Source organism: Sphingobacterium sp. UBA2480, from assembly GCF_002341965.1.
Taxonomy (GTDB): Bacteria; Bacteroidota; Bacteroidia; order Sphingobacteriales; family Sphingobacteriaceae; genus Sphingobacterium; species Sphingobacterium multivorum.
Genome location: NZ_DDPA01000010.1, coordinates 1 through 18,009 on the forward strand (window position 1 = coordinate 1; position 18,009 = coordinate 18,009).

Sequence of the window (18,009 nt, forward strand, 5' to 3'; positions counted from 1 at the left end):
GTCAAGGGCTTCTTGCGTTTATAATATCCCTTTTGTATATCTTTAAGTCCTTAGGTTATATGAACTCTCCCTTTACAGTGATGATAACACGAATTCCTTCTAATCCGATACCTTCAAAATCCTATTTTTTAATCCTATATTTTTTAAAAGATTTGCCCAAATTGTATTCGCATTTGGAGTATTATATAAAATTATGTTCATTTGTTTTTAATAGAGAAACATACCGTGAAAAACAAAGAGGGACAAAGTGATCAAGATTTATTGTTGGCAATGAAAGATAATAGTCGACACGCATTCGATTGTCTCTATCATCGCTATTGGAATAGATTACTGGATGTAGCGTATAGTAAGCTGGGAGATGCTGACGAGGCACAGGAGCTGGTACAACAGTTATTTGTGGATCTGTATCGAAGTAGGGAGAGTGTTCAAGTGCGTACGACTTTGGAAGGATATCTTCTTGCCGCCCTAAAATATAAGGTAATTGACCGTTATCGGAAGATCATGCGCCAAACGGAGAAAATGGATACATGGCAGTCTTTTACAAGCCAAGATGTCCCTTCTCCCGACGCCCTATTAGAAATTAAGGAAACAAATGAAAAGTTGGTTCGGATAATCAATACGCTGCCTGAAAAATGTAGGGAAGTATTCCATTTGAGCCGCTTTGAACATCAGTCTCATCAAGAGATTGCCGAGCAATTGAATATCTCCGAAAGCACTGTAAAGAAACACATCCATAAAGCATTGTTTATCTTACGTAAGGAGATGAAAACAGACTTTTTATTTTGTCTGTTGGCAACGATTTTTATATCCAAATAGGAGTCGACCTTCTCAATACATCGATCGCCTAAGCTTTTTTAGCAGTCAATTGTAGATCCTCAAAAGAAAAATTCAAAAAAAAATATTTTTTGAATAGAACCTTGCCTTCTTTCGTACGACTTATCTATAAACTGGCTAACCAAATGTATAACTATCAACGTTTAAAAGAACTCTTTGAGAAGTTTCTCTCAGGTAATCTAAATGCTTTAGAGCAGCATGAATTGGACCATTGGTACGCACAATCGGAAGATAAAACGTTTTTTGAGGAAAATCCACAATATCATCAAGCAGATGTGCGTGAGAAATTGCTCGGTAATATCCACAAGGAACTAAGAATAGATGCTGGACAGCGTAAATTGTCAAGGATCAGAAGACCTATAGTTCATTTTGGAATTGCTGCGAGTTTACTGGTTTTCTTTTTAACTGGATTGGCTGTATACCATTGGTATGGGAAGATCGCGACCGGGGGCCAACAACAGATTGCTGCAGAAACAGTAATGCCGGCAAGAGACCAGGCATTGATCCGGCTTGCTGATGGTCAAGTAGTCGATCTTGATCGACTGAAACCCGGAACCATGTTACGTGTTGGTAATTGCAATGTGATAAAAAACCGGGACGGCCAGGTGGAATATTTGCCGGCTAACAGCAATCCAGGCCAAGCGGTCATGAATCAGATCGAAACACCTAAAGGTGGCACAATTAACCTAAAATTACCAGATGGTACAGAAGTTACCCTAAATGCGGGTTCTAGATTGCGTTTCTCTCAAGATTTGGCCAGCCAGGAAATCCGTAGGGTAGAGTTGGTTGGAGAAGGACTTTTTCATGTAGCTAAATTGATGGAAAATGGGCATAAAAAGCGATTTATTGTCCATACCGCTGAGCAGGATGTGGAGGTATTGGGCACTATTTTCAATGTACAGGCTTATACTGGGGAAATGCTAACCAAAACAGCGCTAGTGGAAGGTAGTGTTGTGGTGAAATATCAGGGCGAGACCCGGACAGTTAAGTTGGAGCCAGGATATCAGGCTATCTGGGATAGCAATAAAAAGGCTGTCGATGTAGAACCTTTCGACAATACAGTTCAACTGGACTGGATCCATGGCGATTTTGTCTTTGAGAATGAATCGCTGAAAACGGTGCTTGATAAGGTTTCGCGCTGGTACAATGTGGAGATAAGATTTGAAAAGAGTTATCCAGATGTTACATTCTATGGTAGTGTCTCCCGTAAAAATAATCTTGCCGACGTTTTAGAACTCTTGAAAAAAACTTCAAATATCACATTTCGCGTTACGATGAGCAGTCAAGGAGAGAAAACTCTGATTGTTGAATAGAAGTACGCGCCTAATCTCATTGAACCTAAATAACTATGAAAGAACAATTACCTAATTTATGGACTGAAAGTCCATTAAGCCCACCTATGGGGCGAATGCTCAGAAAGGGTTTACTCGCAATGTACCTTATCGTTCCATCTTGTTTTCCCGGCATTAGCTGGGCCAATGGGCAGTCTATTACACTACATCGACAAGGTAAGCTATCGCAGATCCTAGAAGAGGTTAAAAAACAGACGGGATACGATTATATCCTGACGGGAGAACTTGCTAAAAGGGCTGGATCCGTTGATGTTGATCTGAACAAGGCAACCATAAAGGAAGCGCTCAACACGATTTTTGAAGGACAGAATCTGGATTACCTTATGGAAGGAAAGTCGATCGTTGTGATAGCCAAGAAGCCAACAGTTGCGCAGCAACAAAGCGTGAGTGGAATAGTCGTCGATGCAAATGGCAAACCGCTAGCAGGTGCTACAATTCGTGTAAAAGAAAAAACTATACAGACTAGTAGTGGGTCGCAGGGTGAGTTTCGGATTTCAGCAAAAAAAGGGGATATGCTGATCGTGACAAGTGTCGGATATCGCAGTGTTGAACAAAAGGTCGAAGAGGGAAATGTTTTAGTGCGAATGACTGTCGCGGATAACGTTATTAATGATGTCGTCGTCGTAGGGTATGGTACCACAAAACGTAGCGATCTAACAGGTTCTGTCGCTTCCGTAAATCCATCTGAAATTAAGAATGTACCCTTTACGAGTATTGATCAGGCTTTGTCTGGAAAAGCTGCCGGTGTACAGGTTGTACAGGCGGATGGTTCGCCCGGTGCAGTAGCACGGATTAGAATTCGTGGTGGAGCCTCGCTGTTAGGGACAAATGAACCTCTGTATATTATTGATGGTATACCTGTCAATGTACAAAATCGTTATGTATCGAGCAACGCTGAAGTTGTAAACCCCATGGAGTCCTATTATGGAGATGAGATGGGCAGCATGGTCTCTGGGTCTTTCAACCGTGGTTTGAATAGTTTGGCTGGCTTAAATATCAACGATATCGAAAGTATCGATATCCTCAAAGACGCATCGGCGACGGCTATTTATGGCTCGAAAGCAGCAAATGGCGTTATTATTATTACAACAAAAAGGGGCTTGGCCGATAGTAAGCCGATCCTAGATTTTAACTATTATACTGGTCTTACTTCTCCCTTCAAAGAGAAGATACTTAATGCAGATCAATATAAGATGATCATGAAGGAAGCTGCTCATAATCTCAATGTTGAACGCAGCAAATTAGGCCTTCCTCCTAGTGCAACTCCAACAGCTATCGAAAACGATCCTAGTTTTTTTGGGAACAATAATACAGATTGGCTCGGCCTGGTTTTACAAAAAGGTGTCTTGCAAAATGCTGATCTTTCTATACGGGGAGGAGGAATGAATACCAAGTACTACACCTCTTTGGCCTATAATAAGCAAAGAGGGACAATTATCGGCACCGATTTTAATCGTTTGGCTGGTAAGATAAATTTAGATGCTACGATAGCACCACGTTTTCGGATGAATACAAATATGGATTATAGTTACACGACAAACCATATTACAAACGGAGCCTATACACAGGCATTGTTTGCTCCGCCAACGGAGTCACCCTATAACGCCGACGGTACGTATGCCAATTTTGGCTTACTGCATGCCGAATATCAGGGTTATCAAAATCCATTAGCCATGGTTTCTGGAATCAATCAGGGGAAAACGGGCATGTTTTTGGGATCGTTGGCAGCAGAATGGGATATTTTACCGGAATTGAAATGGCGTTCTGTAGCCTCAATCAATTACAGTACCTATAATCAATTAAATTATGTGCCAAGCTATGTGATGATGAGCGGTTTTTATGGTGCCGGTGATTCGAATGGTGGTACAGGTAGTCAGGCCCATACCGAATCGATCAATACATTCATCGAAAATACATTGACTTGGAATAAGCAATTTGGTAAAGATCACCGCCTCAATGCGCTGATTGGAACATCCTGGGAAAATTATAAAATGAATTTTTTCTCAGCATCGGGCGCAGGTTATCCGGATGATGATTTTTTGAATAATTTAAATTCTGCTGCAATTCCGGTGTCAGTTAAAGGCAGTAGCCCTGCCCAGACCAATGCGCTTCTGTCTTTTTATCTGCGCGCTAATTATAGCTGGAAAGATCGTTACCTGTTTACTTTTACGGGTCGATCGGATCGTTCATCGAAGTTTGCTCCAGCTAATCAAACAGGCTATTTCCCTTCAGGCGCCGTGGCATGGAAAATTTCTGAAGAAGAGTTCTTAAAAGATGTGAGTTGGATTGACGAGTTGAAAGTACGGGTAAGTGCAGGTAAAACGGGGACGCAAAATATTGGAAGCAACCTCTATCGGACTTTATATTCCCCTGTAAGTTATGCTGGAAGGAATGCCTTCATTCCGACGCAGCTAGGTAACGATAAAATCAAGTGGGAAGCTACTACGCAGAAGGATGCTGGCCTAGATTATGCTTTTTTTAAAGGAAGACTACGTGGATCAATTGGATATTATGAAAAGGTAACAGATGGGCTATTGCTCAATATTACGACTGCGCCCAGCTCAGCTTACTCCAATGTGGTGCTCAATATTGCCAAGATACGCAATCGCGGTTTTGAGTTTGATATCCGTGGCGATCTGATTCAAAAGAAAGACTTTAATTGGAATTTAACGGTTAATATTTCAAAAAATAGAAATAAGGTATTAAATATCAACGGAGGACCTTTTTCCAATCCAAACAATCGCGATGGGCTTAACCTCGGGACCAGTATAGTCAAAGAGGGAGAATCATTGGGTCTATTGTACGGCTACGTAACAGACGGATTGATCCGGACAGCGGACGAACTGAAAGCTTATAAAGAAAGTTTTCCCTTTCTTGAATATATGGAGTATTACATCAATGTTGGCGATATGAAATATAAACTGGATCCCAATGGAATTGGGGAAGGTGAGCCTTTTTATAAACAGGATATTATTGGCAATGCGACCCCCGATTTCTTTGGGGGTATAACAAATACATTCAATTATAAGAACTTTGGACTATCGACCCTTTTCACATTCTCCTATGGTAATGACCTGATTTACCAGGCTGACGTTGCTAATGGTGCAGCTGACAATCTAGCCAATCGAGGAGTAAGTATATTGGGGCGTTATAATAGTGACAACATCAACGCAACACGGCCAAGGCTACTGTATGGTCATGCGCAGTTCAGACCATTGGCAGACGTCAATGTATTTGATGCTTCTTACCTGAAGCTCAAGTCCATCACGTTTTCCTATAATTTCAGTAAATCGTTATTGGAGACTTTCAAGTTAAGAAGCGGTTCGGCATATGTTTCGGCAACAAATTTATTCACCGTAACACATTACCCTGGAATGGATCCTGAAGTCTCGGATGATCCAACTTCTGTCATCGGTGGGGGACGTGATATCTCTGCTTACCCATCAAATAGGATGTTCTCTTTCGGATTACGTATTGGCTTCTAATCGTATGGATGACAAACTAATGGCGACGATGAATGATGTGTGTTAATGCTACTAAAAATAATAAACGAATGAAAAAGACCTTTCCACTATACTTCCTGTTAATTGCTTTAGCGGGATTAAATGCCTCTTGTGATAAGACGCTCAATGCGTTGCCAACACAGGAAAAAGTTGATGATAATGTTATTGTTGACCAAAAAAGCGCGGAAATTGCATTGAATGGTGTCTACTATTTACTTGTCAATGTAACTGAGAATAGAACAACAGGGCTGCCGGGAACGACCTGGGCTCCTTCTCACGAAGTGCTTCCAGCACGTTTTGCTGGGCTCATAGAAAATTATCAGGGCCCCAGTCAAGCAGACATGCATACCTTAAAATCCCGCGATGGTGAGGTGCTTAATATCTGGAGTGAAGGCTATAAACTTGCAAATGCTGCCAATGGAGTTATCGCCGGAATTGATGCCATAAATGAACAAAAGTTTGGTGGCAAAAGACGCGATGAAATACTTGGTGAAGTTCGTTTCTTGCGCGCTTATGCAAATTTTAAACTGCTGGCCTATTATGGGGAATTTTTTGATATCAATAGTAATTTTGGGGTAATGATCCGTACAAAGCCTGTGACGGTATCTACTATTGCTACGCCACGAAAAAAAGTAAAAGAAACCTACGATTTTATTTTGGAAGATGTGGACTATGCCATTACCCATGCGCCTGAAACGAATCCTAATTATTATGCAACTAAATGGGCCGCCATTTTGCTCAAAATGCGTGTTTTGATGTTGAGACAAGCCGCATCTGATTATCCGACGGTGGTCACATTGGCTAACCAGCTCATCGAACAATCCCCCTATGCACTTGAAGCTCATGTGGAGGACCTTTTCGCTACAAAAGGGTTGGCTAGCAAAGAAGTGATTCTCGGTACAAAGGCTTTTGCTAACCAAATTGCAGAAATGGAAAAGTACTATTTCCGCGCAAATTATACATATAATGCAACTCCACTTTTATTGGATCTTTTGAAAAATGATCCAAGAGCTAACTGGATGATTGGCACAGTCGCCAAACGTCAAGTTTTTAAGAAGCATACTGGAGGACAAGCGGAAGCTAAGTTTATTTTCCGTTTGACCGAAGCCTATTTATTGAAAGCTGAGGCTCTCGCCAAATCAAATGGAAGTTTGACAGAAGTCCGGGACTTACTTAAAATTGTTAAATCAAAAGCTGGAATTACAGATTTTACAGCATTAAACGCCATGAATACCCGTGAGCAACTTACGATGGAAGTTTTTAGGGAAATAATCCGGAGTCTAACTGCTGAAGATGGTTCTGATTGGATAGCCTTGCTGCGTTTACCCTTTGAAACGGTAAAACAATTCAATGGCAATATGAAGGAAAAATGGCAATATATATTACCAGTTCCCTATGCAGAATATGAAAAAAATCCAACTTTCGGAGAGCAGAATCCTGGATATGGGTGGTAAAAGTAGGTGACTTGTAAAATTAAAGCAACATAAACATAAAGAAATAATCAAATGAAACATATGCTAAAAATAGCCGCCATTATGGTATTTCCTATGATGGGAATGGCGCAGAAAAAGTTTGTTCTGGATGGCGAACTTAAAAATGGGACAACCGAAAAGCTTTACCTTTTTTATATGGACGATCAAGGTAAACAGGTATCTGATAGTGCTTCGGTTGTCAAAAACCATTTTCAATTTAAAGGCACACTTGCGGAACCTACCGTGGTGTTTTTGACCAGATCGTCGGATCCAGAGCGCGCAAATGAGGGCGATTATACACAAATGTACCTGGAACCTACCAAAATGAAATTGGGGTTTCAAGATGATAACCTAAAAAACTATACGCTGACTGGATCGAAATTGGATACTGAACACAAGCAGTTGGAACAGGATAAAGCAGCTATTAGGAAAGGAATGGAGCCCATCAGTAAGGCCTATGCTGCGAAAAATAAAGAGTATAGTCGTGCTGAGCGAGAACTTGAAGCTTTGGAAAAGAAAGTAAAGCTACTTAGTGAAGAGGCTGCTAACATCAAGAATCAATTTGAGCCTTTTAACGAAAAAGCAGCCCAGATTGATATGACCTTTATTAAAAACCATCCACAATCCTTTTTGAGCCCTTATTTGTTGCTATTCAGAATGAACAGCCTGCCTTTGGAAGAAACTGAAACATTGTTTGCGGGTTTTTCTAAGGAGGTACAAAGTAGTCATTTTGGAAAAGATGTTTCGAAAAAGCTAGATGAAAGTCGAAGTGGCGCCGTAGGCAAGATAGCTCCGGTATTTAGTACGACCGATATCGACGGCAAAGCCCTAAGTTTGTCAGATTTCAAAGGCAAGTATGTCTTACTGGATTTCTGGGCGAGCTGGTGTGTACCCTGTCGTAAAGGCAACCCTCACCTTATCAAATTATATCAACAATACAAAGGCAAAGGCTTCGAAATTATTGGTATCGCAGATGATGACAGTAAACCTGAAAAGTGGCACAAGGCGGTTGAACAAGATGAAATTGGCATTTGGAAGCATGTTTTACGTGGGGCAAAATTCGATGGAACAAATTTTGATCTTAGCAAAGATGTAACGCAGGGGTATGGCGTCAGTTCGTTACCAACAAAAGTGTTAATAGATCCGCAAGGCGTTATTATCGGACGCTATGGTGGTGGCAATGGCGACACAGATGAGCAATTGGATGCTAAGCTTGCTGATTTATTTAAGTAATCGAATATAATGTTCCTATACGTAAGGATGTCCAAAAGGATCGTAGTTACTTTAGTATTGCAGGTTATATAGCGTAAAAGCAATAAGGGGCTGTCTTAGACAGTCCCTTATTGCTTTTACTTACGCTGCTTATCTTACGAAATTCTTGCTATAAGTTGAGCAAGAATAGTTTTGTCCAGAGGTTTGGTCATGACGCCATCAAATTGATGTACCTGTCCTTCGGGAATCTGCACTGTTACTTGTGACTCGTCTGACGTGAGTGCGATAACTTTGCTGTTCCATCCCTGTTTAAGATTACTGTCTTTAACCGAATTGAGTATGTCCCAACCGCTAGGGCCATACATTTTGAGATCGGTGATAATAATATCCGTTCTATTTTCCTTCAAGTAGGCTATTGCTATGGATGAATCCTGATAGATTTTCACATCTTCGAAATGTTGCAATGCTTGTTTTACGAATAGATTATTGATCGGATTATCGTCAATGACGACAAAGCGTAGCTCTTTTGGGAGTTTGTCTAAGCTTGCCATTTGTTTCTTAATTTTCTTTTCTTCGGTAAACGGAACAACTAATGTAAATGTTGATCCTTTGCCTTGTTGACTGCTAACGCTTAAGGTTCCGTTTAGCTGTTCGGCCATGAGCTTAGAAATATGTAATCCCAATCCAAAACTATGCTTGGATTTCTGATCGGTCATATAATACTGTTCGAAAATATGTCCTTGATCTTTGGCAGAAATACCTTTTCCTGTATCCTTAACTACTATATGTAATTTGGAGCCCTGATCGTTGCTGATAAAGGCTTTCACCTCGATCTGACCCTTAACTGTATATTTAATCGCGTTGCTCAGCAGATTGGAAACAATCTGGCGTACACGATATGTACCGCTTTTAATTAAGATGTTGGGATCGATATCAATGTAACTAATGAGTTTCAGTCCTTTTTTATCTGCCTGAGCCTTTTGCATTTTAATGAGGTTGGCAAGCAATTGCGTTGGCGAAAAATACTCAGCCTTAATTTCCAGCGTGCCAGACTCTAGCTTGCCGAGATTCAGAATATCTTCAACAGTATCATTGATTACATGGATATCTTGTGTAATGGAGTCTAATAAAACGGGATCGACACGATTGTTCGCTGCATTGCTTTTCAGCAAATCAATAACACTGACCAACGAATTGACCGGTGTCCGTACGTCATGACTTATATTAGCTAATATACTGGCCTTTTCCTTTGATGTCTGTAAGGCATAGTCCCGTGCAGCGGTAAGCTTACGCTCATAGACGAGTGTATTATAGTGGTAAGACAACAGCAGTGTCACCATAATAATCATAAGAATAATAGAAGCGATGACCTGTTTGCCAAAAATGGAAGAGTTTTCCCTGTAAAGTTTGAAATCTTGAATTTCAGCAGCCCTTAATGTCTCATCTTCATGGGTTTTAATCCGCAGCAAGGCCGTGCTAATGGTACTAAATAAGTTGTAATTCGATTGTAGCAATTGTCTTTCCTTGTGCTGAAGCTCAGCAAATGAACGACGAATCTTACTGAAATCTTGCCGGTGAAATGTTTCGTTCTGTTCAATCAAACTTTGGATCTGGCTATGTATGGCCTTGATTTGATTAACGTTGAAATTCTGTTGCAGCTTATCAGCAACTAACGTGTCATTCTTCGCTTTGAAAATTCTGTTGAAAAGTTTTTCTTTCTTTCGAACAATGGTGTCCTTCTTACTTACATTGAGTGCGGTATCGCGTAATATTTTATTGACAACAGAATCTGCAAGTATCCGATTGTTCCCCGGTTGAACGGTTCTGTTTGTTTTAGTCAAGAGCGAAAGCGAGTCTTTTGCCAAAAAAATCATGTTGTCAACAGATTTTTTAATGTGAGCGAACTCGTCTGAAAGGGAGATATTTTGTTCCAAAGAGGTATTTGTAGCTGCAGTAAGTCCTTTTTGGGAAGATAATTTAGAGAGGGAGTCAATATAAAATCGTAGCGTGTCTAAACTGTTGCTATAATGCTTTAAATTTTCGGAACTGAAGTCTACAGTATAGGAACGAAAAGCATTTCCGGCAGCATTATAGGATGAGAAGAGTTCGTAGAAAAGATTGGTCAATTGATTTTTAGAACTATATGCTTTATTTAGACGAGCTTCGGTCTTTTGATACTCAATATACTGATAGGTAAATATCGAACCGATATAGACCAAGGAAAGAATCAGGAAGGCAATTAAAACTGTCCTGATAATAAATAATTTTTTACTGTTTTTCACGTTATTGTTCTTTCACCCCAATAAGTTAACTATAGCCTATTTTGTTTTGTCTGGAAGTCAAATTTAATACTAAAAAATCATATCCGCCGCTGACTGCTGTAGACAGTCAGCTACTTTTTTAAAATCTTACACAATCGTTTGATTGAAAGTTGGTGTGGAAGGATCCTATTTTATTTTTTATTTTGCATAGTGAAACCCATAGGGGGCCTTTTTAGGACCTCTTTATTTAGAAATAAAAACTTAAATTTTAATGAAAACACTCTTCTGTTCGATAGCGTTATCCCTTTTATTTGCGCAAGGACTCCATGCACAGTCTGGGGTTGCTATTATCCCCAAGCCTCAGGAAATCAATATAGGAGCGGGCCAGTTTCAGTTAAATCCACAAACTACCTTAAGTTTTAAAGGCTGCGATGTGAAGGATGTGTCTTTGTTTGTTGAGCAGCTGAGAAAAGTAACGCAATATCCCCTGAATGTGAGGAAACAGGCGAGCAATAGCATTGAATTTAGACTAGACCCTAAACTGTCCATCCCAAATGATGAAGGTTATCAGCTTGAGGTTTCCAATCGGGGAGTGGTTCTGACAGCAAAAAGTTCCCATGGGCTTTTCAATGCAACGCAATCACTGCGCCAACTTTTACCGACAGCTTTCGAGGGTAGTAACCCAACCAAAGAAATAAGCTGGAATATTCCTGCAGTGAGCATTAAAGATTATCCGCGTTATCATTGGCGCGGTTATATGAAAGACGTAAGCCGGACATTCTTTGATGTGAAAACCGTGAAAAAGTATCTGGATGTCATGGCCTTGTACAAAATGAATACTTTTCATTGGCATTTGACGGATGATCAGGGCTGGCGTATTGAAATAAAGAAGTATCCGAAATTGACTCTAGAAAATGCGACGGTATTTCATCGAACAGAAAAGCAACCTGCAGAACGCAGTGGATTTTATACGCAGGAGCAGATCAAGGAAGTTGTCCAATATGCGCGGGAGCGTAATATCACGATTGTGCCCGAGATTGATGTGCCCGGACATTCATGGCCGACCATATTAGCCTATCCTGAACTTGGGGTGAACAAGAATTCCTATCCCAATCACATTTTTCCTTTTGTGTCATCTTGGGGATATTGGGGAAATCAATTTACCCCCAATACACTGGATCCGACAAAAGAGTTTACGTATGAATTCTTGAATAATGTGTTCACCGAAGTCGCTAATCTCTTTCCGGGTAGTTATATTCATTTTGGAGGGGATGAGGTTCGCCATGATTTGTGGGAAAAAGAGACTCATGTGCAGGATTTTATGAAGCAACACCAGATTAAGGATGTCAAAGCCCTGCAGAGTTATTTCGTACAACGTGTTTCCGCTATCATTGTTCAAAAAGGTAAAAAACCGATCGGCTGGAATGATATCTTAGCAGATGCGGAAAACTTGCCGAAAAGTACAGCAATTATGAGCTGGCTTGGTGAAGAAGCGATCAAGGAGGCAACTAAAGAGGGGTTTAAAGCGGTAGCCACTCCTGCCTCTCATCTCTATTTTGATATTACCCAGGCTGATCGTAACGATGGAACAATGACTGATTTGGCCTATCCTCAAATAAATTCGCTGAAAAGAGTGTACGAATTTGACCCGTCTGCGGGGCTTAGTCCGGCCGAGGAGCAGCTTGTTCTCGGTGTGCAGGGAAATATGTGGACTGCTTTGGCGCAAGATATTAAAGATCTGAACGTACAGAATTTTCCGAGATTACTTGCCGTAGCCGAAATAGGATGGTCGTCCAAATCAGCGAAAGATTACCAAGCTTTCAATCAGCGATTGGATGCAAATCTTCCAAGATTGGATTCCATGCGTATTGATTATTATCGTCCCGGGGGATATATTGCGGGGGCATGGGGGCCTAATGATATCAGGGAATCGTATAGTTTTCTGAATTTTGATGTGACGAAGAAGATTTACGATAACGGAAGGGCTCAAGCTGGATTTTTCTTTGTGGATGGTAAGAATTTTCTGGAGATTGATGCTGTACAATTACTGCAGGACGGGCGTGTCATCGCAGAAGATGGACATCACGCACTTGCGGATAAATTTAGAGGAACCAACAAGGTCAAACCTTTTTATTACAATTTTACGGTAACAAATTATAACCCGCAATCGAAGTATGAGATCAAAGCCCGTGTCAGAGGTGCTGGTGGTGTGGATTCAAAAGGGAACTTTACATTTAATTTGTCCCCTAATACAGCGTTTGATAAGATAGAAAGGAAATAAGAGAAGAGCTAGGGCTATCCTACCGTTGGATAATCCTAGCTCTTTATAAGGTATAGAAGCTTTATTTATTTGAGCTCAATCATCTTTTGATTAGCATGCTCTTCCTTTACTTCTTGAAGGATTGCAATTTCAATAGGTGCAATCAGGCTAAGAATAATCAGTGCAATGAAAGCTACAGGGAAAATAATTCCGATGATTACAGCCAATAACAAGGAGATATTTAAGTATTCTTGTCCATTCTTGGATGAAACTTTTAAACGTGAGCTTTTGAAGGAATCAAAAAGATCTTGAAAAGCTTTAGTAATTGTTTTACTGTTGATGCTGAATGTTGTTTTAGTTGCCATGATGTTTATTTTTAATGTTTTTATTTCTTATTTGATGACTCAAAGATAGGGCGGAAATAAGAGGCGTACGATGCCCATTAGGCCAGTCTCGAGACAATCTCGGTAAACGACCAGCTTTTATCGGTTAATACTTTTCTGAAATTAAGGAGAGTGATATGATTATCACTATAACTGACAGGAGATATATCCTTAAACAAAAAACAGGGGTAGCTTTTTGGCTACCCCTGTTTTATTCTCTTTTTTACTAATGTGATTATAGACCTACATGCTCTGTTTTCGATTTTGTTGGCCCCGATGGTCCTTGTTTAAACGTTGGGTCATAGTTCCATTCAATTGTGTCGGTTAATACCTTACCGTCTTTTTGGATTACTTTTGCTTCAACAGTATTCTTACCCTGTTTTAGCTTCACGTTTTCGAAGATGTAATGTACATTGGTCTGGCCAATTTTGGCCCCTTTGATCGTTTGTCCATTGATGTTCAATGTTGGCTCTCCTCTGTTCGAATAAACGGTGATAGGGGTGATTTCATTACCTCTGTTGATCATACGTCGCTGCGTGATATATAACACCGGTTCTTTGCTCCAGTTGGCTTTGTACCAATAAAAACCATCTTTCTTCAATTTACGGTCAAAGGAAACCAGACCTTTATAATTTCTGGGATTGACATTAAGACCAGTAATTGGTGTTGCGAAATCAAAGGTGTTCCATACATAGGAACCTAAGAAAATCGGATTTTTAGCGATTACCCCCCAGTGGATCTCATGAAATTTTGTGGCATACTCTTCGGGGAAGAATGAAGGATTACTCCATTGATTGCCAAAATTACCAACTTCTTCCGCTTGGTCTTCGGGAATGGCTTCTGCACCATATTCCGAAAAGATAATCCGGTAATCTTTGAATTCTTCACTGATACGTTTAGCCCAGGAGGCGACATCATCCTCTTTGTCTGATTTGTCTTCCAGTTCGCCATTATACCAGCCGAAGTAATGATTAATGCCTTGTACATCCGCATTATTATTAACGGCGTGGTTGATAACATTGTACCCACTGACAGAAACGGTATAGCGATCTGGGTCTTCAGATTTGGCAAGATCGTTTAATTTGGTTGTCAGATCGATCGTATAGGCTGACGGTGTATACACCTCATTGTGCATTCCCCAAATGTAAATTGATGGATGATTGAAGTTTTGTCGGATCAATTCTTTCAATTGTTGTTGTGCATTATTCTCTTCGAATGTACTTACACGATTGACAAAAGGTATTTCGGCCCAGATCACCAAGCCGATGCTATCACATTTTGAATAGAAATATTCGGATTGCTGATAGTGTGCCAGTCGAATCGATGTTGCGCCCATTTCTTTGATAATCGCAAGGTCTTCGTCGTGGTCTGCATTGCTCAGGGCAGATCCTTTTCCCAGGCGATCCTGATGGCGACAAACGCCATGTAAGGGGTATTTAATATCATTCAGGAAAAATCCCTCTCCTGTGCGTAGCTCAAATTTACGAAGGCCAAGGGGGGCTGTCACCTCATCAATAACCTCGCCATTCTTTTTGATTTGCGTGACGACCTTATAGAGGTAGGGATCATCTAAACCTTGCCATAAATGCGGGCTTTTGACCAGGATTTGTTGTGTAATAATCTGGCGGCCCTGTGGTAGTAATGTATAAGGCGTATTCTGTTTGGCTTTAATCGATCCGTCTTTTTCGAAAACCGTTGTTAGTAATTCAATAGGCTGTTTTTTCCCGGATTTGTTGTCTATTTTTATTTTTACGGCAACGTCGGCTGTTTTCTTGGAGACATTTTTTTGCGTAATGTAGATTCCTTTGGCTGCAAAATCATTTACCGCAATATTGATTTCATCGGTTACAACAAGTTCGACTGGTCTATAAATACCGCCATACATGGGGAAAAGGGTATGGTTGACAGGAATGACCTGTGGGGTAGCTTCATTATTTACCTTCACCAAAATCTCGTTTTCTTTCCCAAATTGGAGCATGCTGGTCAGTTCGAATACAAATGCGGAATAACCACCCTGATGTCTGCCCACGAAGTTATAATTTCCATTGCGTTGTGTATTGTCATAGGTAATTTCATTCTTGCCTTCTTTGGTCGGAAGTGGCTGATTGTTTACGTATACTTCTGTGTTGGTATTGACTCCTTCAAATCGAATGAAAATGCGTTTGCCTTTCCATGCTGTTTCGGGCACAAATGACTTACGATAATAAGCGTCGCCGGTATAAAAGCGTTCATTTTTTCCTAAGCTACCAGACTTAATCTCTTTGGTCTGCATATCGTTTGCATTCCAGGTGTGCGGTAAATTGACAAGCTGCCATTTCCCTTCAAATAGTTGATTATAATCTAGTGTCGACGTAGAAAAAGGCCCCTTTTTGAAAGTCCAGCTGGTATTAAATGGAACTACGGTTCGTGCTTGTACGTTCAATAGCAGTATTCCAATAAAGATTAAGGTATAAAATATCTTTTTTATCATACGGTTTTAACTTAGGATATTGTATTTATGTCTTCAAATATAGCTAACAAAATGAAAATGACTAATTGGACTACCGAGGGGAGAATAGCTATTTGATCCTATTTTTAATTAAAAGTGATTATAATGTCGCTGTTAATTATTGTTTTTTCTTTATTCGCTTTATTGCGCTCGTTTACTACAACGTTTTCGAGGTTTGCGCAAACGATTGACTATACTTGGACTACTGTAATAAATAATAAATTCTTTACCATTGTACTACAAGAAAAATGTAGACAGAACCAATGTAAACCGTTCATATGCTGGGTTTTCATACTTATTTTACCTTGTGCATTGGCTATCGTGGGTCAATAATAAGCAAACCACGTTCGAAAATGAGTGATAGAGCCAATTCAGGGACAAATGCTTTTACATGAGAAGATGTAATCTGATGAATGGAAGAAGAAGGATTCTGATAAGTGGAAAAAAACTATAAAACGAATGAAACATAGATTAACAGGAACATTTCTTTTGCTATTCTTGCTGATGCAATTTGTGGAAGCACAGGTTGCTATTATCCCACATCCACAGCAGCAGGAGGCGCGGAAGGGCAAACTGATCTTAGGTAGAAATATAGGTATTGTAAGCGACCCTTATTTTGATCCCACGATCGTGTATTTCAAGAAGCTCCTACTTGGGCGTTTCGGCATTTCGGCCTATGCTACGGCCATGGTTGACGAAGCCCAAGTTAGGGTAAGCTGGGATAAAACACTTGAACATGAAGCCTATCGTCTGCAGATAGATCCTACTCAAATTCGAATCTACGCTTCAGATAAATCGGGACTTGTCAATGGAATTTCAAGTTTAGACCAATTGTTGTCCGTTGCAGCCCAGAAAGGGGATCAGCGTGAGTTGGAGGCTGTTGACATCAAGGATAAAGCACAATTTGCCTGGCGTGGTTTTATGTTAGATGAGTCGAGACATTTCTTTGGGAAGGAAAAAGTAAAGTCATTGTTGGACTGGATGGCGTTTTATAAATTGAACAAGTTTCATTGGCATTTGACGGATGAGCCTGCCTGGCGTCTTAGTATACAACGTTATCCCTGGCTGACTCAAATAGGAGGTATAGGCAATTATTTCGATCCCTATGCCGAAGTACAGTATTACACACAAAATGATATCAGTGAGATTATTGCTTATGCGGATGAACGTAATATTGAGGTCATTCCTGAGATTGATATGCCTGGACATGCAACAGCGGCAAATCGTGCGTATCCATTTTTATCTGGCGGCGGTAATGAAAAACACCCTGATTTTACTTTTCACCCAGCAAATAATACGACATATTCATTTTTAACCCATGTGTTGCGCGAGGTAAAAGCACTTTTTCCTTCGACTTACATTCATTTGGGTGGAGATGAGGTTGCTTTCGGTAGCGATGCCTGGAATAATGATCTAAAGGTGCAGGAGTTAAAAAAGGCGGAAGGACTGAAATCGAATAAGGAGGTCGAAGCGTATTTTATTCGACGTATGGCGGATTCCGTTGCCCGTATAAATGGGAAAATTATTGTTTGGGATGAGATGGTAGACGCAAAACTGAACAAGGCACAAACTGTGATGATGTGGTGGCGCCATGATAAACCCGAACAGCTCAACAAAATTTTGGAAAAAGGATATCAGGCTATTCTTACCCCCCGGTTACCTTTATATTTCGATTTTGTGCAGCAGGAAAATCACCGGTATGGGCGGAAATGGGGCAAAGGGTTTAATCCTATTCAAGATGTTTACAATTTTGCAGGCGAACAGCTGGACAGTTTAGGTGGTCGAAGAAAACAGCTATTGGGCATCCAAGCTAATCTATGGACTGAAACCGTCACGAATACCAATCGATTGGATTATCTCGTCTTTCCGAGAATTGCGGCATTGGCGGAAGCGGCCTGGACACCTGGTAAGCAACGTAATTTTGATCAGTTTTCACATGTGTTGAAGCAGCATTTAGCGCTGTATCGCGAGCAGGGGCTCTATTACTTTGATCCATTTCAGGACAGTAATCCCGAGCCGGTCGTTATGAAGAAAGCGCAAAAACAGTATATTGATAATCCCAACTAGATCAGTGATTTGTCTTTAACGGGGAGTGGTGTAATCGGCAATGATGATGTCAGATCTCTTGGAATCAAATAAATACTGTAGATTTTTTAGAAACATTATGCAGATGTGAAAGTTTGTGCTTTTGCATGAATGCGTATGAAAAGAACAAATGAGAACCTTGTAATAAAACAATTAGAT

Annotated in this window: 10 protein-coding genes; 7 read left to right on the plus strand and 3 right to left on the minus strand. The window is 40.4% G+C overall.

Annotated elements, in window-relative coordinates; translation table 11 throughout:
- Positions 1–225: 225 nt before the first annotated feature.
- The 5 genes from B3600_RS24015 (at position 226) to B3600_RS24035 (ending at position 8,394) form a co-directional block, all read left to right on the plus strand.
- Positions 226–816 (plus strand): RNA polymerase sigma factor, encoded by a 591-nt coding sequence (locus B3600_RS24015; RefSeq protein WP_286754702.1) that lies wholly within the window; start codon positions 226–228, stop codon positions 814–816.
- 89 nt (positions 817–905) lie between these two features.
- Positions 906–2,147, plus strand: a complete 1,242-nt coding sequence (locus tag B3600_RS24020; RefSeq protein ID WP_286754703.1) for a FecR family protein — start codon at positions 906–908, stop codon at positions 2,145–2,147.
- 35 nt (positions 2,148–2,182) lie between these two features.
- A complete protein-coding gene (locus tag B3600_RS24025) occupies positions 2,183–5,671 on the plus strand; it encodes a TonB-dependent receptor (RefSeq protein WP_286754704.1) in 3,489 nt (1,162 codons plus the stop codon).
- 68 nt (positions 5,672–5,739) lie between these two features.
- Positions 5,740–7,143: a RagB/SusD family nutrient uptake outer membrane protein gene (locus B3600_RS24030; RefSeq protein ID WP_286754705.1), complete on the plus strand. Its 1,404-nt coding sequence runs from the start codon at positions 5,740–5,742 to the stop codon at positions 7,141–7,143.
- A 51-nt stretch (positions 7,144–7,194) separates the two neighbouring features.
- The gene (locus B3600_RS24035) at positions 7,195–8,394 is read left to right on the plus strand and encodes a redoxin domain-containing protein (RefSeq protein WP_286754706.1); all 1,200 of its coding nucleotides are present in this window, start codon (positions 7,195–7,197) and stop codon (positions 8,392–8,394) included.
- 134 nt (positions 8,395–8,528) lie between these two features.
- Here B3600_RS24035 and B3600_RS24040 read toward each other — a convergent pair whose 3' ends face one another.
- On the minus strand, positions 8,529–10,655 hold the full coding sequence (locus B3600_RS24040; RefSeq protein ID WP_286754707.1) for an ATP-binding response regulator: 2,127 nt from the start codon (positions 10,653–10,655) through the stop codon (positions 8,529–8,531).
- A gap of 250 nt (positions 10,656–10,905) precedes the next feature.
- On the opposite strand from B3600_RS24040, the gene B3600_RS24045 reads away from it, so the two are divergent.
- Entirely contained in the window at positions 10,906–12,915 is a 2,010-nt protein-coding gene (locus B3600_RS24045; RefSeq protein ID WP_286754708.1) for a beta-N-acetylhexosaminidase, read from the plus strand.
- A gap of 65 nt (positions 12,916–12,980) precedes the next feature.
- Here B3600_RS24045 and B3600_RS24050 read toward each other — a convergent pair whose 3' ends face one another.
- Entirely contained in the window at positions 12,981–13,259 is a 279-nt protein-coding gene (locus tag B3600_RS24050; protein ID WP_286754709.1) for a DUF4342 domain-containing protein, read from the minus strand.
- A 253-nt stretch (positions 13,260–13,512) separates the two neighbouring features.
- Positions 13,513–15,747: a glycoside hydrolase family 2 protein gene (locus B3600_RS24055; RefSeq protein ID WP_286754710.1), complete on the minus strand. Its 2,235-nt coding sequence runs from the start codon at positions 15,745–15,747 to the stop codon at positions 13,513–13,515.
- 477 nt (positions 15,748–16,224) lie between these two features.
- Here B3600_RS24055 and B3600_RS24060 point away from each other — a divergent pair, with 477 nt between their 5' ends.
- On the plus strand, positions 16,225–17,832 hold the full coding sequence (locus B3600_RS24060; RefSeq protein WP_286754711.1) for a beta-N-acetylhexosaminidase: 1,608 nt from the start codon (positions 16,225–16,227) through the stop codon (positions 17,830–17,832).
- Positions 17,833–18,009 lie beyond the last annotated feature (177 nt).